Source organism: Janthinobacterium aquaticum (assembly GCF_009208565.1).
Taxonomy (GTDB): Bacteria; Pseudomonadota; Gammaproteobacteria; order Burkholderiales; family Burkholderiaceae_D; genus Janthinobacterium.
In genome coordinates, this window is record NZ_WFLK01000003.1 from 132,681 (window position 1) to 155,326 (window position 22,646).

Here is a 22,646-nt window from a genome sequence, read left to right on the forward strand (position 1 = left end):
CGGGCAGTTAATGGAAAATAAAGTATATATTGCGCAATATCTGCAAAAATTACACTTTGTCCATCATTGGTCCGGCAGCCACACTTACTCTGGCAGCGGCGCCACGCCCAGCTCCGGCGTTGCTGTCTGCGCACCGTTCATCACCATCGCCAGAAAGGTGTAATAGCCATTGATGCCCATCAGGTCAACCACGCCGTGCTCGCCGAACAGCGCCAGCGCGCGTGCGTAGGTGGCGTCGCTAACGCGCTTGTGCTGCTGCAGTTCAAGGCAAAAGTCATGCACGGCCTGCTCGTCCGGCTGGAGCCCGGCAGGCAACTGGCGCTGCGCAATGGCCGCGATGGCCTCTGGCGCAATCCCGTTCTGCGCGGCCAGCGGCGCGTGGATGGCCCACTCGACCTGCTGGTTCCATTGCCGCGCCGTCACCAGGATAGCCAGTTCGGACAGGCGCGTGCCGATGGCGCTGCGGTAGCGCAGGTATTCGCCCATGCGCTGGGCCGCTTCCATCAGCTCGGGGCTGCGGATCAGCGGCACGAACGGCCCGTACAGCGCACCGCGCGGGCCGTCGATAATCGCCTGCGCCGCCACGCGCTGCTGCTGGTTCAGCTGCGCGTGCTCGAGCGGCGGCAGGCGGTCCTGCGCCATTACGCGGACCAAGCCACCACATCCTGCTGCTGTTCGCCCAGGCCGGCGATGCCCAGGCGAATGGTGTCGCCCTTTTTCAGGAAGCGCTGCGGCTTGCGCCCCTGGCCTACGCCGGGCGGCGTACCGGTAGCGATAATGTCGCCCGGTTCGAGCGTCATGAACTGAGACAGGTAGCTGATGATTTTTGCAACCGGGAAGATCATGGTTTGCGTATTGCCCGTTTGCATGCGCTTGCCATTGACTTCCAGGTACAGGTCCAGATTCTGCTCGTCGATCACTTCATCGCGCGTGACCAGCCACGGGCCGACCGGACCGAAGGTGTCGCAGCCCTTGCCCTTGTCCCAGGTGCCGCCGCGTTCGAGCTGGTAGGAACGCTCGGACACGTCGTTGACCACGCAATAGCCGGCTACGTATTTGAGGGCGTCTTCTTCGCTCACGTATTGCGCGCGCGTTCCCACCACCACGCCCAGTTCAACTTCCCAGTCGGTCTTTTTCGAGCCTTTCGGCAGCACGATCTGATCGTCCGGGCCATTGAGGCAGGTAATGGCTTTCATGAACACGATGGGTTCAAGCGGAATCGGCATATTCGATTCGGCCGCATGGTCGGCGTAGTTCAGGCCGATGCCGATGAACTTGCCGACCCTGGCCAGCGGCACGCCAAAGCGCGGATTACCGCGTACCAGCGGCAAGGTTTTTTCATCGACCTTGGCCAGCTTGCGCAGCGCCTTGTCGGACAGGATCGCGCCGTCGATATCGGCCACGATGCCGGACAGGTCGCGCAGTTTGCCTTCTTCATCGATCAGGCCTGGTTTTTCCTTGCCTGGACGTCCATAGCGAACGAGTTTCATAGTCTTCCTTGGAGTTGATCATTGCCGCAGTGCAGGCCATCATTTTACCGGATGGCCCGGCACGCCTGTGGCGGCCGATGAAAAACAGCAGAAGACCGGGTACTTGCAGCGCCGCCAGCACGCCAAACGCCGCACTGTAGGCCTGCGGCGGATACTGGTGCAGCGCATTGACGGGCCAGCAGCCAAGCACCAGGCCAAAGCCGGCCTGCACCACAAAAGCACCGGTAAAGATCAGCAGGTTCAGGCAGGTGGCGGCGCGTCCGGTCAGGCCGGGCGGCAGGCTTTGCGCCACAATGGCGTAGTCCAGCCCCGCCACCGTGCCCAGCAGGACAAACAGCACCGACAGCAATGGCAGGCTGGGCCGGCTGTTGCAGGCCATGGCAAACTGCACGGCAACAAACAGCGTCAGGCCGATGGCGGCCAGCTGCAACGGCGCCATGCCGCGCCGCGCCGCCCACTGCGCCAGCATGCCCACCGCGATGGCGCCGAAGATCACGGCCGCCATGCCCAGGTACAGCAGATAGGCGACCGCCGCGTCGTCATAACCGCCGACGTCGCTGAGCCAGCGCCCCAGCCACAAGCCCTGCAGGCCGAAAAACACGCTGTGCGGCAACAGCATCAGCGACACGGTGCGGCGAAACGCCCGGTCGCGACAGACGGCCCGCAGGCTGCCCTGCGACGCGCCGGCAACCGGCGGTGCCGCAGCCGGCGCCAGCACGCGGATCAGCAGGGCGCAAGCAAGCACCGCCAGCGCCAGCGCGGCAAACAGGCCGCGCCAGTCGGTGTAGGCGAGCGCCAGCCTGACCGGCAACGTAGCCGTGGCAGCGCCCAGGCCGCCTGCGGCAATCAGATAGCCATGCACCGACGGCAGGCGCGCCGGCGCCACTGCGCCTGAAACAGCCTTGACGGCCGCCATGAAACAGCCGCCCAGCCCGGCTCCCATCAGCGCGCGCGCCCACAGCAGTTCGGCAAAGCTGTGGCTGCGGCCAAACAGCCAGATGCCCAGCGCCGCCACCAGCATCAGCCAGCACTGCACGCGCGACGCACCATAACGGTCAAGCGCCATGCCGATCGGCAGCTGCACCAGTGCAAAGGCCACGAAAAAAACGCTGGTCAGCAAGCCCAGCTGGGATGGCGTCAGCGCTACCGAACCGAGCAACTGGGCCGTCAATACCGCGTTGATCGCGCGCAGCAGGCACGACAGATAGTGGCCGAGCGCGAACGGCAGGAACACCAGCGCAAACACCGCCAGCGGCGAGCGCGGCGCCAGGCTGGACGACGCCATCAGGCAGCCTGGGCCAGGCGAATAACTTTGTGGACGGCCGGGATATCGGGCACCGGCTGATCGAGTTCAAAAAAGAACTTTTCCTGGCCAAAGGCTGGCTTGAGTTCATCGAGCCAGGTTGCGTTTGCATCAAACTTTGCATAGAAGGGACGGCGTACCCAGTCCGGATTTCTCGCCTGCAAAAACTGCAGCGCAAACAATTTTTCACCGGCAATCTCGACTACGCCATCGATCAGTATCTTGCCAGGAAAAGCGCTCATCGACGGGCCGCGCACGGTGCGCGACAGGCCCGACACCATCTGGTAAGCGGCCTGGAAAATCGCGTGGGCCCTGGCCAGCGGCAGGCTGAAATAGGCATGGGGGCCGGTATCGCGCTCGACAAACATATAGTAGGGAATCGCACCCAGCCGCGTGCCCGTCTGCCACAACTCGGCCCAGCTTTTCGGGTCTTCGTTGATATGGCGGATCAACGGGCCCTGCATGCGCAAGGTGGCGCCGGTACCGACGATGCGCTTGAGCGCCTGCTGGGCAATTTCCTGGCGCAGTTCGACGGCGTGGCTGTAGTGGCCCATGATGGCCAGGTTCTTGCCCGCCTGGACGATACGCTCGAACAATCGCAGCAGATCGTCGGCATCGCGGTCCGACACAAAGCGCTGCGGCCAGTACGCCACGGCCTTGGTGCCGATGCGGATATTCTGGATATGCGCCAGCGACGGATCGAGCAGCGGCTCCAGGTAGGCCGCCAGCTGGCGCGCGTTCATGATCATCGGGTCGCCACCGGTGACCAGCACATCAGTCACCTCGCGGTGGTGCTGCAGGTAAGCCACCAGTTCGCCAGACCCGCGCGCATCGAACTTCATGTCGTCCATGCCGACAAACTGCGGCCAGCGAAAGCAGAAGGTGCAATACGCGTGGCAGGTCTGGCCGGCGCTGGGGAAAAACAGCACGGTCTGATCGTATTTGTGCTGCAGGCCGCGCAGCGGCACGCCGCCCTGCTGCGGCACATTGTGCGTCATCTGGCCGGCCGGATGCGGATTCATGCCGTGGCGGATGGCGCGCACGCAGGCCTCGATGGCAGCCGGCTCACCCTCCTGCAGCAGCGCGCGCAGTTGCCCGTACTGTTCGGGCGCCAGCATGTCGCGGTGCGGAAACACCAGCCGGTAGATCGGGTCGTCGGGAATATTGTTCCAGTCGATCAGGCGGTCGAGCACATATTCATTGGTGCGAAATGGCATGACGTGCGAGACCACCTGCACTTCTTCGCGCTGCGCTTCGGACAGCCACTCCCATTGTCGCGCCTGGCCGATGGTCTGTCGCGTATAGGGTTTGAACCTGGCTGGCAGCAAGGGCATATCGTGGACTGGCTGTGGCATGGCGGCTCCGTGGTGGGGTCAGTTGGAAAACACCAGCGTAGTGCCTGCGCCGGCAAGGAAATTACCATAAATCAACAAGCGTGTCCGTGAAGATCACCAAGCCTGATTGCGTCAATAACGCTGCACTCAGGCAAGACCAACCTTGTGCAATCGCAATTTCCTATTGGCATCATCGACGTACAGTTGGTTCTTCTCACCCAACCCACGCAAAGGACGCCATCATGAAACGCCTGCTGACCACCACCGCTCTCCTTGCCTGCCTGGCAGCCGCCCAGGCCCAGGCCGCCATGGAGCCGACCGAAAAAGATGCGATTGCCATGGCCGAGCGCGGCGCCGCCTTTATCAAGGCGCATGGCAAGGAAGAAATGATGAAGAAAATCAGCGCCAAAGACCCGCAATTTCTGCAAGGCGAACTGTATGTGGACATGCGCGACATCAAGACCGGCATCGTGCTCGCCCACCCGGTCAACCCGTCCATCGTCGGCAAGGACCTGACCGACGTACCGGACGCGAACGGCAAGAAATACCGCCGCGAAATCATCGAGCTGGCGCAAAAGCACGGCAAGGGCTGGGTCGACTACCAGTACAAGAACCCGGTCAGCGGCAAGATCGAACCGAAGACCACTTATATCCTGCGCGTCAACGACGTGGTGCTCGAAGCGGGCATCTACAAGAAGTAAGCCGTCACTTTCCAGCCCGGAGGACATATGCTCGACAAATTACGCATCGGCCCCAAGCTGCTGCTGGCGCCCGCGCTGGTCCTGCTGCTGCTGATACTGAGTTCGGCCAGCGCCTGGCACGGCATGGTGCGCCAGAATGCATCGATGGAAAACATGGTGCAGGTGCGCATGGCGCATCAGCAGGCGGCGCTCGACGTGGCCGGCGAAGCCAGGTTGGTGCACGCCCACATCTACCAGCTGCTGTCGTGGACCAACGGCAGTTTTGCCCGCGAGCGCCTGGCCGCGCTCGAGCAGCAGATCCGGCAACGCCACGCCGCCATCGCGCAGCAACTGAAGCGGCTGCGCGCCACTGCCGCCGGCGACGAACTGGCGCTGGTCGATGCGGCGGCTACCTTGCTGGACGGCTACCGCAAAAAAGTCGAGGAAACCATGGAAATGGCGCAGGCCGACCTGTCGATCGCCGCCAACTCGATGATCAAGGCCGAAGCGCAGTTCGGCCAGCTCAACGGCCAGCTAAGCCGGCTGTCGGCACTGGAAAAGCAACTGGCCGGCAGCGCGCATCTGGCCGCCGGCGCCGAATTTCGCACGCTGGGCTGGGCCATGCTGGCCAGCGTGCTGTTTTCGATTGCCGCCTCGGTCTGCGTGACGGCGCTGGTGCGACGCGCCATGCTGCGCCAGATTCAGGCCATCGGCCAGGCCGTCGGGCACCTGGCGGCTGGCAATCTGAGCCGTGGCCAGCCCGGCCAGGGCCGCGACGAGATTGCCGGCACGGCGCGCGTGCTCGACCAGTGCATTGCCAGGCTGAACCAGACCTTGCGCACGATCCTGTCGTCGGTCCAGTCAATCGATACGGCCTCGCGTGAAATTGCGGTGGGCAATATGGACCTGTCGGCGCGCACTGAAATGCAGGCCAGCTCGCTCGAAGAAACGGCCAGCGCCATGGCCACGCTGACCGGCGCGGTCAACCATAACGCCGACAATGCGCGGCGCGCCGGCGAGCTGGCCGGCCAGGCTTCCGCGCTGGCGGTTCAAGGTGGCCAGGCGATGGCCGAGGCGGTCGGCAGCATGGCCACCATCCGCAGCAATTCGCGCCAGATCGTCGATATCATCGGCGTGATCGACGCCATCTCGTTCCAGACCAATATCCTGGCCCTCAATGCCGCTGTCGAGGCGGCGCGCGCCGGCGAGCAGGGACGCGGCTTTGCGGTGGTGGCGGCCGAAGTGCGCACGCTGGCGCAGCGCTCGGCATCGGCTGCCCGCGAGATCAAGACCCTGATTGCCACGTCGGTCGCCACCATCGACGGCGGCAGCGTGGCGGTGCAGCAGGCCGGCGACAGCATGGCAGCCATCGTGGCGTCGGTGCAGCAGGTCAACGACATGATACAGCGCGTGCAGGCGGCCAGCGCCGAGCAGGCTGCGGGCATTACGGAGGTGAACCTGGCGGTGTCGCAGATGGATGATGTGACGCAGCAAAATGCCGCGCTGGTGGAACAGGCGGCCGCGGCCGCAGCGAGCCTGCAGGAGCAGGCGGTGACCTTATCTGGCGCCGTGGCGGTGTTTACGCTGGACCGGCCGGCCACCCCGACACCGTTGCCGCCGGCAAGCGAGGCCGGCTTCCGCGAGCCGGCAGCGCAAGCGGAGCGACGGGCACCCAACAGTCCGCTGCGCGGCATGGCGGGCGCCCGTGGCCAGCGCGGCATGGCACGCAGCGGCTGAGTTCAGTTGGCGCGCATGGGCTTGCTCAGATAGCGCGAACCAGCCAGCACAAAGCGCCACGGCGTTTCCATCGCCTTGGATATGCCGATGCGCGGGCCGGCCTGCACCGCCACTTCCCCTTCCTCGCTGGCGCGTGCCAGCAGGGTGAACGGCGGCGCGTCGAGCGCCATGCCATTGTTGGCGTGGGTCACGCCGATTGCCTGGCACAGCTTGCCCGGCCCCGAACACAGCAGGCGCACATCATCGACACCGCGCCGCGCGCGCATGATATCGAGTCCATGCGTCGGCTCGATGGCGCGGATCAGCACGCCGGCGCCATGGCCGGCCTCGCGGCAGACAAAATTGAGGCACCAGTGGATGCCGTAGGAACGGTAGACATAGGCGTGCGCAGGCGGGCCGAACATGGCGGCGTTACGCAGCGTCATGCCGCCAAACGTATGCGAGGCCGCGTCTGCCTGGTCATATGCTTCGGTTTCCACGATGCGGCCGCCAACGCCGTTGACCAGCACCGTCACGCCAATCAGCTGGCGCGCCACCACGGCCGAATCGGCACCGAAATCGATTCCTGCAAGTAAGATCGTCATGCGGCGATTGTAACGTGGCAGCCTCGCGCGCACCGTAGCGATACATATTAAAAACATATAAAAATTGTTGATAAAGCCATACAATCGCACTTTACAATCATATAAAAATGGCTAAAAAAATGCACTGGAAAGACAGAAACGGGGTTTTCTTGCCTAATTTATTGCAGAAATAAACTATTGCTAAGGATAAACAGGGATAATCATCGACGCGTAATACGACAACTACCCGGTGATGCAAAGATGATGATGAAAGCGGCAGTGAAAAAAGCAGCGCCGACGACCGAGCCAGGCGATGCGGTCGATGCGGTCGATGCATTAATGCGTTCCATCCGGATTCCTCCCCGGCCCAGCCTGCTGGTCGACCTGCAGCGCGAAATGGCCGAGCAGGACCCGTCGCCGCGCAAGATTGCACGCATTATCGCCGACGACGTGGGCATGTCGGGCGCCTTGCTGAAACTGGCCAATTCGCCGTTTTATGGCGCAGCGCGCAAGGCCAAATCGGTCGAACAGGGCATCAACTTTCTCGGCATTAACCAGTGCAGCGCCATGATGACGGGCCTGCTGGCGCGCCAGGCGCTCGCCGCCGAAGGCGTGGAGCTGAACAATTTCTGGGACGTCTCGGCCAAGCGCGCGCGCGCGGTGGTGTTTATCTCGCGCAAGCTGCGCATCGCTCCGCCCGATATCGCGCATACCTTCGGCCTGTTCTGCGATATCGGCGTGCCGCTGCTGATGAGCCGCTTCCCCGACTACGTGAACACCTATGCAGCGGCCGCCAACGACGCCGACAACTGCTTCACCACGCTCGAAGACGCGCGCCACCAGACCAACCATGCAGCCATTGGCTGCTTGCTGGCACGCAACTGGGGCCTGTCGTCCGATGTGGCCTGGGCCATCCTGCACCACCACGACTACAGCGTGCTGGAAGATCCGTCCACCGACGACGCAATCCGCTCGCTGGTGGCGCTGTCGCTGCTGGCTGAAAAGGGCATACAGCGCTACCATGGCAACAGCACCTCGCTGGAGTGGGACAAGGGCGGTGAACTGGCCTGCCAGCACCTGGGCCTGTCCGAAGAAGAGACCGCCGACCTGCTCGACGAACTGCACGAGATGTTCGGCACCGATCAATAGACCGTCCTGCCCTGCTGTATCATGACGGCTGGCGCCCGGGTCACACCTGGCGCCTTTTTCCACTTTGTCGTTCATTTCCTTCATTACCATGCCTAAAAACAAGCGCCCTGTTCCCCGCAAATCGTCCAATACGCCCGAAGACAAGGATGACGCCGTCACGCGCATGCTGGCCACCATGGCGCTCAATCTGGCCGAACAGGAAGACAGCGCCACGCAAAGCACGGTGCTGGCCGAACAGGCGGTGGAATTCGAGCGCCTGATCCGCAAATGCCTGAACCAGAAAAAAGACGAAGTGCTGTACGAAGCGATCGAGCGCGCCCAGGATGAAGATATCGGCGCCTGGCAATACCTGCGCAGCCATATCGAGGAAGCCTCGTCGGTCACGGTAATCCGCCGCGACAACGCGCCGGCCATGGAAATCAACGCCTTCGTGGTGCCGCTGCTGGTGCAAAGCACGGGCGGCCTGAAGCAAGCCGAGACCTTCCAGTACCAGCCAGCGTTCGAGGCGCTGGTGCAAAGCTTCCAGAAAGCCGGGCTGGAAAGCGCCAAGGCCAAAGTGGTGCTGATCAGCCATGCCTACGATATCGATGAAATCGACCGCATTACCTACAGCCACCTGAGCGAAATGGTGCGCGATGCCTGGGCTTCGATGACGGACAAGAAAATCACCGCTACCCCAGGCCTGGAACGCAGCATCGCTGGCTGGAGCCAGACCGATTTTGGCGCGCAGGACACGGCGGTCGAACTGCGCTTCCTGCTGGGCTTTGCCCTGAAGCGGCTGGACGATCCCTTCTATGTCGAACCGAAAGAAGAAGCAGCGCTCGACGCCTGGTTCGACGCGCGCATGGCGCGCTACCAGCAATGGACCACCGAGGTGGCGCCGCTGGTCAAACGCTGCCTGGCTCCTGCCGGCGCGCCGCTGGAAGTAAGTTTCCTGTACCAGGATTTGTTCCATGGCGCCAAGGAACAAGGCATGGCCGAGTATGCGATGCTGCAGATGATGTCGGGCATTAACCATGCGCTGGCGGAGAACCAGCTCGCTGCCAGCGATGTGTCGGTGGTAGTGGGTCCGTGCGACGCCCATGGCGAGATGCTGCTGCGCGCCAATGTCTACAGCGCCGGTGGCGCGCTGCTGCACAGCGCCGACAAGCCGCTCGACCTGGCTGCGGACCTGCAAGATGCAGTGGACGATGTGTGCGATGCGCTGGCCACAATCGGCGTCACGCAGCTGTCGGTGGCACTGCGCTTCGACGCCAGCGGCAACCCGCTGGAAGTGCAGCCGTATGCGCCGAACTAAACCCTATGTCACGTAGGTCGGATTAGGCCCTGTGGGCCGTAATCCGACAACACCGCCGACGCCAACAATGTTGTCGGATTACGCGGGGCTTTGCCCCGCTAATCCGACCTACGACCAGCCTGCCCTTCCAGCTTGAACTCGCGCACCAGCTCCGACAGCTGATGCGCCTGCTCCTGCATCGCCTGTGCAGCGGCGGCCGCCTCTTCAACCAGCGCCGCGTTTTGCTGCGTGACGTCGTCCATGCTGACGATGGCCTGGTTGACCTGGGCGATACCGGCGCTTTGCTCATGGGTAGCGGCGCTGATTTCCTGCACCAGCGTGCTGACCCGGGCAATGCCCTCGACGACGTGCTGCATCGCTTCGCCAGCCTGGCCCGCCAGTTCGCCTCCCTGCGCCACCTGTGTCACGGACGTCCCAATCAGCTCCTTGATTTCCTTCGCGGCCTGGCTGGAGCGCTGCGCCAGGTTGCGCACCTCGCTTGCCACCACGGCAAAGCCGCGACCCTGTTCGCCGGCGCGCGCCGCTTCCACGGCCGCATTCAGGGCCAGGATATTGGTCTGGAAGGCAATCGAATCGATCACCGATGTGATGTCGGCAATGCGCGCCGACGACTGGCCGATGGCGCCCATGGTATCGACCATGCGCGCCACCACCACGCCGCCCTGTTCGGCCAGGTGCGACGCTTCCCCAGCCAGGCTGCTGGCCTGCTGGGCATTGCCGGCATTGTGGCTGACGGCGCCGGTCAGTTCCTCCATCGAGGCGGCTGTCTGCTCAAGCGCGCTGGCCTGCGCTTCGGTGCGCGCCGACAGGTCCAGGTTGCCATGGGCGATCTGGCTGGAGGCGGCGGCAATGGCTACCGCATTGCCGCTGATCTGACGCACGGTGCCGGCCAGGTCCTGCTGCATGCGCGCGATGCTGCCCAGCAGGCTGGCCTCGCCGCCGGCAGGCAGCACGACAGGCTGCGACAGGTCGCGCCCGGCGATGCGCCGCGTCACTTCACTGGCGTAGGCTGGCTCGCCGCCCAGCGCACCGAGCACGGCGCGAATCACGCGCCAGCCCAGTGCCAGCATGACCACCAGTGCGGCAAGGAAGAAGCCGAGAAACTGCATTGCCGCCTGCCAGAACACGCGCTCGATATCGTCATTGAAAAAGCCCGTACCCAGCCACCAGCCCCAGGGTTGGAAGGCAATGATGCCATTCAGTTTCGCCATCAGCTTGCCGTCGCGCCGGCTCTTGACCGACACCAGCCCCACTTCGCTGTGCGACAGTGCTTCGATATAGGCCTGCGAATCGGGGCGGCCGTCCATGGTTTCACCTTCGGCAATCACGCCGATGTTTTTCGGGTTCGGATGCACCAGGTTCAGGCCATTGGGCAGGCGCGCCCAGTAGTAACTCTTGCCATCATTGTTGAGCTGCGTGAGGGCGGCCTTGGCGTCTGCCTGCGCCTGCTCGCGCGTGAGCCGGCCGGCAAGCTCCTCGCCGTGATAATGGGCAATCAGGTGTTCGCCCATCTTGAGCATATTGACGATCTGCGCTTCGCGGTCATGCAGCAGTGCCTGGTGCAGATTGCGCAGGCTGTAGGCGCCCAGCATGGCCATGCCCAGCAATGCGGCGCCGACCAGCAGGATAAGGCGGTGTGACACTTTCATCGTGACTCCTGTTTCAGGGACAGACAAGCGTAGCGGCGCCGCTGGCGACAGGCGTGACAATCCCCGGGCGCGCACGGGAGCGGCGCCCAGGGCATGGCGGCAATACAGCGGCGGCTAGCGCAATGGTTTGGTATTAAGGTGCGGCATGAAATATTCAGGCCGCAATTTGCGGGTAATCTCCAGTACCGGCAGCACATGGTCAAGGTGGCTGCGCATGGCGGCAACCGCCTGGCGCGGATCGCCCGAAACCAGCGCGTCGATCACTTCGTTATGTTCGGCCATCACGTCGGCCATGCGTCCGGCCAGTGGCAACGTCAGCTGGCGGTAGCGGTCCATTTGCGTCTTGGCCTGCAGGATCATCGGCCAGACGCCCGGATAGCCGGACAATTCGGCCAGCGCCGCATGAAAGCCTTCGTCGGTGCGGTGAAAGCCGCGGATGTCGTCGTTGGCAATGCATTCGGCCTGGGTGGCCAGGATGGCGCGCAGGCGTTCGATGCCTTCCGGCGTGGCGCGTTCGGCCGCCTTTTCAATAATCGCCGTCTCCAGCGCACAGCGCACCAGCATCGCCTCTTCGAGCGAATCGAGCGGTATGCGCGCCACAAACGTTCCCACGCGCGGCAGTACTTCGATCAGGCCCTCGTCGGCCAGCCGCTGCACCGCTTCATGCACGGGCGTGCGACTGGTGCCCAGTTCTTCGGCCAGCTCTTTCTCCACGATGCGCGCACCGGGCAGCATGCTCATCTCGACGATGCGCTGGCGCAGCAAGCCATACACGCGGCGCGCGGCACTGATGCCCGTTTCGCTATCGGCTGGAGGAAGAGAGGACGACAGATTCATAGGCTCGCAAAGTCAAATGGATTAAAAAACAGGGCAATCCATCATACCCTGTCAGCTTGTCAGGCCGGCATCAGCGCGCGCGCAATGATCGCGCCGCGCTGGCCGATCACGCTACCAGCCAGACGATGCCCGGCCAGCGCTGCGTCGGCCGGCGATTTGCCGGCCAGGCGGGCAGCAACATAGGCGGCGCCAAATGAATCGCCGGCCGCCGTGGTGTCGACCACCTTGGCCACCGGTGGCGCTGCCACTGCCTGCTGCTGGCCATCGCGCCAGACGATGCACGGCTCGCCACCGCGCTTGAGCACGATTTCAGCCACGCCCAGCGCGCTGGTGCGCGCCAGCACCTGCTCGACCGATGCCGGGCCATGCAGCGCCTCTTCATCGTCGAGCGTCAGCAGCGCCAGCGCAGATAGGCACAGTACCCGATGATAAACATCGGCCGCCACTTGCGCCCCTTCCCAAAGGCGGGGGCGGTAATTATTATCGAAAATAATCTGGCCGCCGCTGGCGCGGCAGCGTTCCAGCGTGGACAGCAGCAGCTCGCGGTCAGCCGGGGTCAGGATCGCCAGGCTGATGCCCGACAAATACACATGGCTGGCAGCAGCGAGCTGCTCCAAAATGGCGCCGGCCTGCGGGCCGCGCAGCCAGTGGCGTGCGGCCGAGTCGCTGCGCCAGTAATGAAAGCGGCGCTCGCCCGAGGCATCGGTTTCGATCAGGTACATGCCGGGCAGCTTGTCTGCCAGGCGCTGCACCGGCTGCGTATCGATGCCTTCGTGCTGCCAGCTGGCGCACATTTCGTCAGACAGCCCGTCCGTGCCCAGCGCCGTCACATAGGCAATCGTGTGCGCTTGCGGGTCGACCAGGCGCGCCATATAGACTGCCGCGTTCAGGGTATCGCCGCCGAAGCGGAAATCCATGGACTGCGCTGCGCCTGCGCGCTGCAATTCGATCATGCATTCGCCGATCACAAATACAGTTTGTGCTGCCACGGTCTGTGCTGCTACGGTCTGTGCTGCTGCCACTGTGCTCTCCTCCGGTGTCTGTGCTGTTATCTGTACCGGAGCAGCGCGCGGCTGCTCCGGGATTGACTCAGGGATTACTTCTTGTCCCAGGTCGAACCAAACAGATTAGACTGGCCAATTGCAGGGAAGTCAACAAAAGCCTTGCTGCAGTCAACCACTTTCTCCACATCCACCGCCTGCGTGGCCGTGCCGTTGACCGTCACGCGTTCGGCGGCATTGGCAAAGATCGGCAGGTTGGTACCTTTGATCGTCAGGTTGGCATCCGATGAAGTCATGGTGGTGCCGTTTGGCGAATCGGTCACCACGTTGTTGAGGTTCATCACCAGCGGGAACTGCGGATTGTCGAAACCGCCCGTATTGGCCTTGAAGCCCTGCAGCTTGATGGCCGTATTGCCCAGAATGCGCACGTTATCGAGCGTGATATCGTGGAAGTTCGGGTATTGCGGACCAGCCGTCGGCAGCGCCTTGGTGCTGTAGTAAGTGGTAAACAACAGCGCGTTCAGGGCGTCGCGGATGCAGATATTGCGGTAGTGGACGTTGCTCACTTCACCGCCACGTGCATAGTCGGACTTGATGCGCAGGCCTTCTTCCGAGTGCGTAAACGAGTTGTCATAGACTTCAACGTTGGTCACGCCGGCGTTCGTTTCGCTGCCGACCGAAATGCCATGGCCCCAGTAGATATGGTTATGGGCAATCACCATGCCGTGCTTGCGGTCCGAACGCACGTCGCGCTTGCCGTCGATGGCAAACAGGCCCGAGCCGGCCGGCGACGGATTGGCGCTGCCTTTCAGGGCCACGTCATCGTCGCCGGTGCTGACAAAGTTATACGCAAACACGAAGTTCTTCAGGTAGCCGTCAAACGACATGGCGCCGGTCGAGGTGGTTTTGCTGCCAGTGGCGAGCTTGCCCGAAATGGCCTTGCTGGCTGCACCCGGATCGAACGCGTCGGTGTTCTTGACGTTGTCGGCGTTGTAGGTTTCGCCGTTGTACAGCGGATTGCCATTGCCGGCCGGGTTGGCGAACGCCGCCAGGGTTGGCGTCTGCACTTTCACGCCCCACACCGTCAGACCGTCAACGCCGCTCGGTACGACGTGGAAGTTGGCGCTGTTATTGAGCGAGATGCGATACAGCGTCAGGTTTTTCGCATAGTTGAATACCATCATGCGGAAGTTCGACTGCGAACCGGTGCCGGTCACGCCGTTTTGTACCATATTGCCCAGGAAGGCCAGATCCCACCAGCTCATGTTGCGCGCCGACGATTTCGAGTCCACCGTGGTGCCGCCGTTATCGCACGACACGCCGTCGGCGGCCTGTTTGCCGGTGGCATAGGCTGCGTAGGTGTTCGAGCAGGTCATGTCGACCTTCATCAACGGATAGAGCTTGTTGGTGGTCACGATTTCCGAATAGGCGCGGCTGTCGATCGAGCCGTCGCCCATCACGGCCGAGTTGACCAGGTTCGAGCCGTTGATCAGCGCCGAGCAGTTGCCCGAGCTGCCAGCCTTGCTCGAGCTGACTGCCGTATTGCCGCAGTAAGGACCGGCAGGGTTCGGCGAATAAGTGGTCACGTCGCGCGAAGCGTACAGGGTCACGCCCTTGTCGATCCACAGCGTCACGCCGGACGGCAGCGTCAGCGGGCCGCTGATAAAGCCATCACCCACGCCGGAGCTGTTGACCACCAGGCGCACGGCAAACTTGCTGCCGCGGTATTCCGGCTTGGCCAGTTCTTCACCAGACACGCCGGCGATATTGACGTTCTTGACGTTGGCCGTTTTCTGCGCAGCGGTCGCAGCCGCATCGGCAGCAGCGATTTTTGCGCCCACTTCGGCGTCAACTGCAGCGCCGCAGGCGTCCAGCGCGGCCTGGATACGGGCCTGGTCAGGGTTGGCGGTGGCGGTAGTGACAGCCACGCCGACGCCGGCTTTCGACGGATCGGCTTCCGGCGGCAGCGAGCCGTCCGGACGGCGCACCAGGTTGCTGGTCGCTTCAAGCGTGGCGCACACTTGCGTGTCTTTCGGCAGCGTTGGCTCGGCTGGCAGGTCCGGGTCGAACGAGGTAGTGCCAACCTGGAACACGCTGCCCGGGTTGTAGGTGGTAGCGGTTGCGCCTTCAGTGCTGCCACCGCCGCCGCAAGCGGCCAGCATGGCCGCCAGCGGCAGTGCGACACAGGCTTGCGCCCAGCCGCTATTGCGTTGTTTGTCCGTTTTTTTCATGACTGCATCTCCTGTTTTTATTAATTAGAATCGTGCGATCAAGCCGATGCCGAAGGCGCGCGGCGAGTTGCCTGGTGCCAGGAAAGCGTCGTCCGTGCCAGCCTTGTTGCTGTGCAGCGGCGACTGGCCCAGGTTGACGTTCTGCTGCGACTTGTTGTTGATGCGCGTGAAATACACATATGGCATGAACTGCTCGTCGATCTTGTAGGTGGCGCCCAGCGAAATCTGGGTGGCGCCGAAGTCGTCGGCGCGGCCGAAGGTGGTGTTGTCAAGCTTGCCCAGCTTGCCGGCGGCCAGCATGATGGTGGTGTCGTAGCCCACTTCCTGGGTCACCGAGGCCATCACCGAACGCTGCTTCATGCTGCCGGTCTGCAGCGAAGTGTAGATATTGCCCGGCGTTGGCAGCGACTGGATCGCGTAGCCATAGCTGCCCGATTCAAAACCCAGGCCAACCGAGGTCTTGGTCGGGAATTTGTAGGTGGCCAGCACTTTGTAGAAATTGGTGTTCACGCCGCTGACCGAGGTATTGCGGAAACCAAAGCCCTTGGACAGGTTTTCCACGTCCACGCCGGTATTTTGCTGGCGGTCGTAGCCGGCGCCGATCGAAAAGGCACCGATGGTGTACTTGGCCGCCACCGAGTAGCGCGCGCGGTCGTCGCCGGTATCGCGTACTTCGTCGAAGCCGTAGGAGGCGCCGGCCTGGAAGCCGTTCCACTCAGGCGACAGGTAATGCGCCGAATTCTTGTAACGCGCTTCGCCACGGCCAAACAGGCTGTCGGCATTGCCGCTCAGCTGGGCCGAGGTGTTGTTCCACACGTCCAGGCCTTGCACCGTCAAGCCCAGATTGCCGCCCAGCGCACCGCCCGAGCCGACCAGGCTGCGGTAGACCGAATCGTTGTTACCGATAATGAAGCGGCCAAAGCGCTTGCTTTCGATACCGACAAAGGTATTGCGCGACTCGATGGTCGACGACTTGCCCTGGCCGTTGATGCCGCCTTCGTCAAAGTTGTTCAGGCTGCCTTCGATCTGCCACAGGCCGCGCACGTCGCCCTTGATGCCGATCGAACCGGCAAAGCCGATGCGCGAGTTGCCGTCCGAGACGCGACCGCGGCTGGCGTAAGGGGTCGGGCCACCGACGGCTTTCACCGATTCGATCTCGCCATTCAGAAAGCCGTAGATGCGCGTTTCGACCTTGCGCTCGGCCAGGAAGTCCTGCGCCAGGGCGCTGCCGGAAATGGCTGCCAGCAAGGCTGTCGCCATCACGCGGCGGACGCATTTGTGATTGAGTTGTTGCATGTCTTTCTCCTGTTTTCAGCGCCTTCAGATAGCGCTTTGTGTGCTGCATTAAAATAAACGTCCCCGCCCGTGGCATCACGGGTGTTCTGGTCCAGGGACGGGGGTGCCGGCCAGTGCCGGCTACTTGCGGAAATATCAGCCGAAGGCAGGTTTGCCCAGCGACACCGATGGCGCGATTTTTTCGCGGATCAGCAGGCACACCACGGCGGCAGCGACCAGGTCGAGCACGGCCAGCAGCATGAACAGCGGGCCGTAGCCAACCAGCGTCACCAGCACGCCGAACAGCAGCGTGAAGATGGTGGCGCCCAAATAACCCGACATACCGGCCAGACCGGTGGCGGTAGCCACTTCGTTTTTGCCGAACACGTCGGAGGTGATCGAGTACAGTGCGCCGGACAGCGTCTGGTGCGCGAAGCCGCCCACGCACAAAAGGGCAATCGCGGTGTACGGGCTGGCCACCAGGCCGATGCAGGCCGGGCCAATCATGCACACGGCGCCGACGATCACCACCAGCTTGCGCGAGGTAAACAGCGAGACCTTCCAGTGTTTGTGGAACCATGGGCTCAGGTAGCCGCCCAGCACGCAGCCGATATCGGCGGCCAGGAACGGCAGCCAGGCAAACATGGCGATTTCCTTGATGTTCATATGGCGCTCGGTGGCCATATACAGCGGAATCCAGGCATTGAAAGTCTGCCAGGCAGGTTCGGACAAAAAGCGCGGAATGGCAATCGCCCAGAAATTGCGGCTGCGCACGATCTGACGCCAGCCCGCTTTGGCCACGGTCTCGCCTTCGACGGTTTTTTCCTGGCCTTCAAGGATAAACTCACGTTCCTTGTCGGTCAGCAGTTTCTGGTCGCGCGGGTGCTTGTAGAATGCCAGCCACAGGCCGGTCCAGACGATGCCGATGGCGCCGACGATCACGAACGACATATGCCAGCTGCCGTGCAGGATGGTCCACACCACCAGCGGCGGCGCGCACAGGGCGCCGATCGAAGAGCCGATATTGAACCAGCCAATCGCGATCGAGCGCTCCTTGGCCGGGAACCATTCGGTGGTGGCTTTCACGCCGGCCGGAATGCCGGCCGCTTCGGTCAGTCCCAGCATGCCGCGAAACAGCGCCATGCTTTGCCAGCCGGTGGCCATGGCCGCACAGGCACAGGCGACCGACCAGGCCAGCGCAAAAGCGGCAAAGCCGATCTTGGTGCCGACCGCATCGATAATGTAGCCGGCAATCGGCTGCATCAGCGCGTAACAGACCTGCCACGCCACCACGATATAGGAATACTCCTGGGTGGTGATATTGAGGTCGCTCATCATCGTTGGCGCTGCCACCGACAAGGTATTGCGCGCCAGGTAATTGACGATCAGCCCTGCTGTAACCAGGCCCACCATCCACCAGCGCATGCCGCGTACTTTATTCATATTGTCTCCCCTCTTGCCAAGCTCGACGGTGTAAATGCGCCGCCACTTTCCGGACCGTTCAGCCTTTTTTGAAGTGCCTTCGGTCTCTCTGGTTTTATGGTTACTACGGTGCTGCGTTACTGCTGAATCGATAAATCTCTTATTTCTGCAAGGCGCCGCGCATGCCCAGCGCATCGATACGCGCCAGTGCATCGGCCACCGCCTGCGCCAGGCCCTCGACCTGGTTCAGGTCGCGGCCCCAGACGTTCTGATTGGCCAACCAGCCTTGCGACAGCTGCAGCAAGGTCTGGCTGCCGGCGTCCACTTCGGCCCAGCCGGCGGCAAACCAGGCCAGGCTGGCTGCATCGTCCGACAAGGCAATCACATCACCGCGATACAGGCGCATGGTGGCGGCCAGCGCCAGTACCAGCCGCGTTGGCAGCTGACCGCGCAGCTCCACATAGCGCAGCAGTTGCGGCGCGATGCGGGCGGCAAACTTGCTCCAGCTGTTCAGTGCAATCGAGGCCAGGCGATGCTGGATATACGGATTGCGAAAACGCAGCAGCACGTCGCGCGCAAACTGCTGCAGTTCGTCCTGCGGCAGCGGCAATGCCGGAATGATTTCCTGGTTCAGGGTGTCGGCCAGATAAGCGCCCACCTGTTCGTCATTGACGGCCTGGCCCACCGTTTCCAGGCCGGCCAGCAGCGCCACCGGCACCAGCGCCGTATGGCCGCCATTGAGAATGCCGACCTTGCGCTTCTTGTAGGGCGTGATGTCGTCGACCAGCCTGATGTTCAGGTTGGCGCCGGCCAGCTTGAGTTCATCGGCCAGCGATGCCGGGCCTTCGATCACGAACAGGTAGTAATGTTCGGCCGCCACCATGAACTGGTCGCTGTAACCGAGTTCGGCTTCGATGGCAGCGGCGTTTTCGGGATAGCCGGTGACGATGCGGTCAACCAGCGTCGAGCAGAAGGTGCAGCTGTGCTCGAGCCAGCCGGCAAAGCCGGCGCCCAGCTGCCACAGGCGTGCAAAGTGCAGCACGGCCGCCTTCAGGGCCGGGCCGTTCTGTTCGATCAGTTCGCATGGCAGCAGCACCAGGCCCTTGTCGTGGGCGCCCGCAAAATGGGTGTAGCGCTCGAACAGCAAACGCGTGAGCTTGGCCGGAAAGGTCGATGGCGGCGCATCGTCGAAGGCGTCGCTGTCGTTGGTGGCAATGCCCGCTTCGGTGGTGTTGGAGACGATAAAGCGCAGATCGGGCAGTTGCGCCAGCGACAGGTAGTCGCCGTACATGGTGGCCGGGTTGATCTCGCGCTGCACGCAGCTGATGGTGCGGCTGGCGCTGACGGGCGTGCCGCTTTCATCGAGACCGCGCACCACGGTGGTAAACAAACCGTCCTGCACGTCGAGCAGGGGCGAGCCGCTGCCGCCGCGCGGACGCACCACCACCACGCCAGCATTGAGCCCACTGCGCTCATTGAGCAGGTCGACCTGCCAGTCAAAAAAGCCGCGCATGAAGTTGCCCTGGCCGAACTGGAGAAATTTGATCGGCAGCGCGTAGGGCGCGCTGCGGCGTAGCGTAGGCATGGACATGTGGCTCACAGTGAAATGTCGCGTTTCCAGAAAATGAAGTCGTACTGCTGCAAGCGGTCGGCCTTGGCCTGGTACTGGCCGCCGGCGGTCGCCACCACCATGTCGAACAGGCCGTTGGCCACCTCGGGCAGAGGTTTTCCTTCGATCACCGGACCGCAGTCGTAATCGATCAGGTCGGACAGTTTGTTGGCCACGCGGGTATTGCTGGAAATTTTCAGCACCGGCACGATCGGGTTGCCGGTCGGCGTGCCGAGGCCAGTGGAAAACAGCACCACGTTGGCGCCCGAGGCCACGATGCCGGTCACCGATTCGACGTCGCCGCCCGGTGTGCACAGCAGCGACAGGCCCGGTTTCGGGCTTTGCTCGCCATAGTCGAGTACCGAGACGATGGGCGAGGTGCCACCCTTCTTGGCCGCACCGGCCGATTTCATGGCGTCGGTAATGAGGCCATCGCGGATATTGCCGGGGCTGGGGTTGTCGGCAAAGTGCGTGCCGACCGCTTCGGCGCGTGCTTCAAAGTCACGCATCAGGCCCAGGAAACGGCGCTTGTCGTCGTCGTTTTCGCAACGCTCGATCAGGTTCGCTTCCACGCCGCACAGCTCGGGAAACTCGGCCAGGATGGACGAGCCGCCGACAGCGACCACCATGTCCGACACCAGGCCCATGGCCGGGTTGGCGGAAATGCCGGAAAAACCATCGGAGCCGCCGCACTTGACGCCGATCTTCAGGTGCGACAGCGGCACCGGCTGGCGCACGACCTTGTTCGCTTCCTTCAGCTGTGCCAGCGTGTCGGTCAGCACGGCCTTCATCATGGCCTCTTCGCTGTCCCATTTCTGCTGTTCATAGATCAGGCAGGGCTTGTCGAACTGGGCATTCTGTTTCGCCAGCTCTTCCTTGAACATGGCGATCTGCGCGTTCTGGCAGCCCAGGCTGAACACCGTAATGCCGGCCACGTTCGGATGGTCGGCATAGGCCGACAGGATCTTGCACAGCGAGCGCGCATCGGCGCGGGTGCCGCCGCAGCCGCCGTTGTGGGTAATGATGCGCACGCCATCGAGGTTGGGGAAAGGACGCACGACCGGTTTCGGCGCTTCCATCTCTTCACCGAGCAGCGACAGCGTGAACGACGCCAGGTCGTTGCGCGTGTAGCCGAGCGGTGCTTCAAGCGCATTCCTCAGATGCTCGACATTGCGGTTTTCGCAGAACACCAGCGGGAACACCAGCCAGTAGTTGGCGGTGCCCACGCGGCCATCGGCGCGCACCACGCCGGGGAAGGTGGCGCCGTCAAGGCGCGCTACGTCCGGCGGCGTCCAGCTGTACGGCGCCTGTGGTTCGAGCTCCACTTCGGCTGCATAGTGATGCAGGTTTTCGGTGGTGACGGCTTCGCCGCGGCGGATATCGACGGTGGCCTTGCCGACCGGCACGCCGTACAGACGCAATATCTCGCCGGCGGCAAACGCGCGCCGCGCCAGCTTGTGCTTGGTCTTGACGGCGCTGCTGATCAGGATGGACTCGCCCTCCCAGTTGACCACTTCGCCGGCCGCCAGATCGCTCAGTGCGACCAGCATGTCATCATCGGGGTGAATACATAAAACTTTTTGCATGGCTGTTCCTGGCGGCGGCTGGGCGATTAGAGCTGGAAGTAGTTCTTGGCGTTGTCGTAGCAGATACCGCGCACGATGGTCGACAGCGCGTCGAAGTCGTTCGGGTATTCGCCGCCTTCGACCCATTCACCGATCTGGCGGCAGACCAGGCGGCGGAAGTAGTCGTGGCGCGGGTAGGACGCGAAGCTGCGCGAGTCGGTCACCATGCCGACAAACACGCCCAGCACGCTGTGGTTGCCGAAGCCGACCAGCTGCTGCAGATTGCCTTCCTTGTGGTCGTTGAACCACCAGGCCGGGCCGAACTGCAGCTTGCCGGCCACGCTGCCGTCCTGGAAGTTGCCCACCATGGTCGAGAGCACTTCGTTCATGTTCGGGTTCAGGCAGAACAGCATGGTTTTCGGCAGGCGGTCGTCCTTGTCCAGGCCATTGAGCAGGGACGCCAGGCCGGCGCTGCAAGTCATGTCCGAGATCGAGTCGTAGCCGGTGTCAGGGCCCAGTTTGGCGCGCATGCGCTCGTTGTTGTTGCGCTGGGCGCCGATATGCAGGCACATGGTCCAGCCGTAGTTGGCATACACGCGCCCGATCGCTTCGAGCAGGCCGCGCAGGTACAGGCCGTTTTCAGCATCGGTAAGCAGCGTGCCTTGCAGGCGCTTGGCAAACAGCGCTTCGAGCTCTTCGGCAGTAGCGGCTGCCACCGGCAGCGTCACGTCGACCGCATGGTCGGAGATGCGCGCGCCACGGGCATGGAAGAACTCCACGCGCACGGCCAGCGCGGCAATCATCGAGGCAAACGAATTGACCTGCACATCGGCTACCTCGCCCAGGCGCTTCAGGTATTCAGGGAAGCGCGGCTGGTTGATGCGCATGGCCTTGTCCGGACGGTAGGCCGGCAGCACGCGCGTTTTCAGTGCCGAGTTGGCGATGTCCGCGTGTTGCAGCAGGTCGTCGGCCGGGTCGTCGGTGGTGCAGGCGATTTCCACACCGGCCTGCTCCAGCAGCGACCAGGTGTCCATTTTTTCCAGTTTGGCGTTGGCCTGTTCCCAGATCGCGTCGGCATTGGCTTCGTTGATCAACAGATCGATATTGAAGATGCGGCGCAGTTCCAGATGGCTCCAGTGGTGGATCGGATTGCCGATCGCCAGTGGCAGCACCTTGCAAAAAGCACGGAACTTTTCCTGGTCGCTGCGCTCGCCGGTAATGAACTCTTCGGCCACGCCGGCGGTACGCATCAAGCGCCATTTGTAATGGTCGCCGGCCAGCCACAGTTCGGCGATATTGCGGAAGGTTTTGCGGCTGGCGATCTCGCCCTGCTGCAGGTGCGAGTGGTAATCGATGATTGGCAGATCGGCCGCGACTTCGCGATACAGCTTGCGGGCTACCTCGGTGGTAAGAAGAAAATCCTGATTCATGAACTCGGTCATCGCCGCCATCTCCTGGGGTGCGTACGACCCGGTTTCGCCCCGCATCGCACTGTGTTTTGAGG

General features: G+C 62.9%; 18 protein-coding genes. 4 read left to right on the plus strand and 14 right to left on the minus strand.

Annotated elements, in window-relative coordinates:
- Positions 1–84: 84 nt before the first annotated feature.
- The 4 genes from GCM43_RS06105 to GCM43_RS06120 are packed head-to-tail and all read right to left on the minus strand — an operon-like array spanning position 85 to position 4,148.
- Positions 85–642, minus strand: coding sequence for a carboxymuconolactone decarboxylase family protein (locus GCM43_RS06105; RefSeq protein ID WP_152242945.1), 558 nt, complete (start codon positions 640–642; stop codon positions 85–87).
- Entirely contained in the window at positions 642–1,490 is an 849-nt protein-coding gene (locus tag GCM43_RS06110; protein ID WP_152242644.1) for a fumarylacetoacetate hydrolase family protein, read from the minus strand. The genes GCM43_RS06105 and GCM43_RS06110 overlap by 1 nt, the downstream gene beginning before the upstream one ends.
- Complete coding sequence (locus GCM43_RS06115) at positions 1,435–2,775, minus strand: MFS transporter (RefSeq protein ID WP_152242645.1); 1,341 nt, start codon at positions 2,773–2,775, stop codon at positions 1,435–1,437. The genes GCM43_RS06110 and GCM43_RS06115 overlap by 56 nt, the downstream gene beginning before the upstream one ends.
- Positions 2,775–4,148, minus strand: coding sequence for a KamA family radical SAM protein (locus tag GCM43_RS06120; RefSeq protein WP_226929343.1), 1,374 nt, complete (start codon positions 4,146–4,148; stop codon positions 2,775–2,777). Before GCM43_RS06120 ends, GCM43_RS06115 begins: the two co-directional genes overlap by 1 nt.
- Positions 4,149–4,369: 221 nt before the next feature.
- Here GCM43_RS06120 and GCM43_RS06125 point away from each other — a divergent pair, with 221 nt between their 5' ends.
- Together GCM43_RS06125 and GCM43_RS06130 are read left to right on the plus strand one after the other, a co-directional pair.
- On the plus strand, positions 4,370–4,828 hold the full coding sequence (locus GCM43_RS06125) for a cache domain-containing protein (protein WP_152242646.1): 459 nt from the start codon (positions 4,370–4,372) through the stop codon (positions 4,826–4,828).
- 27 nt (positions 4,829–4,855) lie between these two features.
- Positions 4,856–6,544 carry a methyl-accepting chemotaxis protein gene (locus tag GCM43_RS06130; protein WP_152242647.1) on the plus strand — a complete coding sequence of 563 codons (1,689 nt, stop codon included), beginning with the start codon at positions 4,856–4,858 and terminating at the stop codon, positions 6,542–6,544.
- Between the two features lie 2 nt (positions 6,545–6,546).
- On the opposite strand, the gene GCM43_RS06135 is transcribed toward GCM43_RS06130, so the two are convergent.
- Positions 6,547–7,128 (minus strand): DNA-3-methyladenine glycosylase, encoded by a 582-nt coding sequence (locus GCM43_RS06135; RefSeq protein WP_152242648.1) that lies wholly within the window; start codon positions 7,126–7,128, stop codon positions 6,547–6,549.
- A gap of 243 nt (positions 7,129–7,371) precedes the next feature.
- Between GCM43_RS06135 and GCM43_RS06140 the strand changes: the two genes are divergently transcribed.
- Positions 7,372–8,256 (plus strand): HDOD domain-containing protein, encoded by an 885-nt coding sequence (locus tag GCM43_RS06140; protein ID WP_152242947.1) that lies wholly within the window; start codon positions 7,372–7,374, stop codon positions 8,254–8,256.
- An 88-nt stretch (positions 8,257–8,344) separates the two neighbouring features.
- Complete coding sequence (locus GCM43_RS06145; protein WP_152242649.1) at positions 8,345–9,553, plus strand: hypothetical protein; 1,209 nt, start codon at positions 8,345–8,347, stop codon at positions 9,551–9,553.
- Positions 9,554–9,651: 98 nt separating this feature from the next.
- Here the strand turns inward: GCM43_RS06145 and GCM43_RS06150 are convergent, their stop codons facing one another.
- The 9 genes from GCM43_RS06150 to uxaC form a co-directional block, all read right to left on the minus strand.
- Positions 9,652–11,202, minus strand: a complete 1,551-nt coding sequence (locus tag GCM43_RS06150) for a methyl-accepting chemotaxis protein (RefSeq protein WP_152242650.1) — start codon at positions 11,200–11,202, stop codon at positions 9,652–9,654.
- A gap of 114 nt (positions 11,203–11,316) precedes the next feature.
- Positions 11,317–12,039: a GntR family transcriptional regulator gene (locus GCM43_RS06155; RefSeq protein ID WP_226929344.1), complete on the minus strand. Its 723-nt coding sequence runs from the start codon at positions 12,037–12,039 to the stop codon at positions 11,317–11,319.
- Positions 12,040–12,098: 59 nt separating this feature from the next.
- Positions 12,099–13,028, minus strand: coding sequence for a 2-dehydro-3-deoxygluconokinase (gene kdgK / locus GCM43_RS06160; RefSeq protein WP_152242651.1), 930 nt, complete (start codon positions 13,026–13,028; stop codon positions 12,099–12,101).
- A 107-nt stretch (positions 13,029–13,135) separates the two neighbouring features.
- Complete coding sequence (locus GCM43_RS06165; protein WP_152242652.1) at positions 13,136–15,271, minus strand: glycoside hydrolase family 28 protein; 2,136 nt, start codon at positions 15,269–15,271, stop codon at positions 13,136–13,138.
- 24 nt (positions 15,272–15,295) lie between these two features.
- On the minus strand, positions 15,296–16,567 hold the full coding sequence (locus tag GCM43_RS06170) for a porin (RefSeq protein WP_152242653.1): 1,272 nt from the start codon (positions 16,565–16,567) through the stop codon (positions 15,296–15,298).
- A gap of 135 nt (positions 16,568–16,702) precedes the next feature.
- Positions 16,703–17,989: an MFS transporter gene (locus GCM43_RS06175; protein ID WP_152242654.1), complete on the minus strand. Its 1,287-nt coding sequence runs from the start codon at positions 17,987–17,989 to the stop codon at positions 16,703–16,705.
- Positions 17,990–18,128: 139 nt separating this feature from the next.
- On the minus strand, positions 18,129–19,559 hold the full coding sequence (locus GCM43_RS06180) for a tagaturonate reductase (RefSeq protein ID WP_226929345.1): 1,431 nt from the start codon (positions 19,557–19,559) through the stop codon (positions 18,129–18,131).
- Positions 19,560–19,564: 5 nt separating this feature from the next.
- A complete protein-coding gene (locus GCM43_RS06185) occupies positions 19,565–21,163 on the minus strand; it encodes a UxaA family hydrolase (protein WP_152242655.1) in 1,599 nt (532 codons plus the stop codon).
- Positions 21,164–21,189: 26 nt separating this feature from the next.
- Positions 21,190–22,593, minus strand: coding sequence for a glucuronate isomerase (gene uxaC, locus GCM43_RS06190; RefSeq protein WP_226929346.1), 1,404 nt, complete (start codon positions 22,591–22,593; stop codon positions 21,190–21,192).
- Positions 22,594–22,646: the final 53 nt, after the last annotated feature.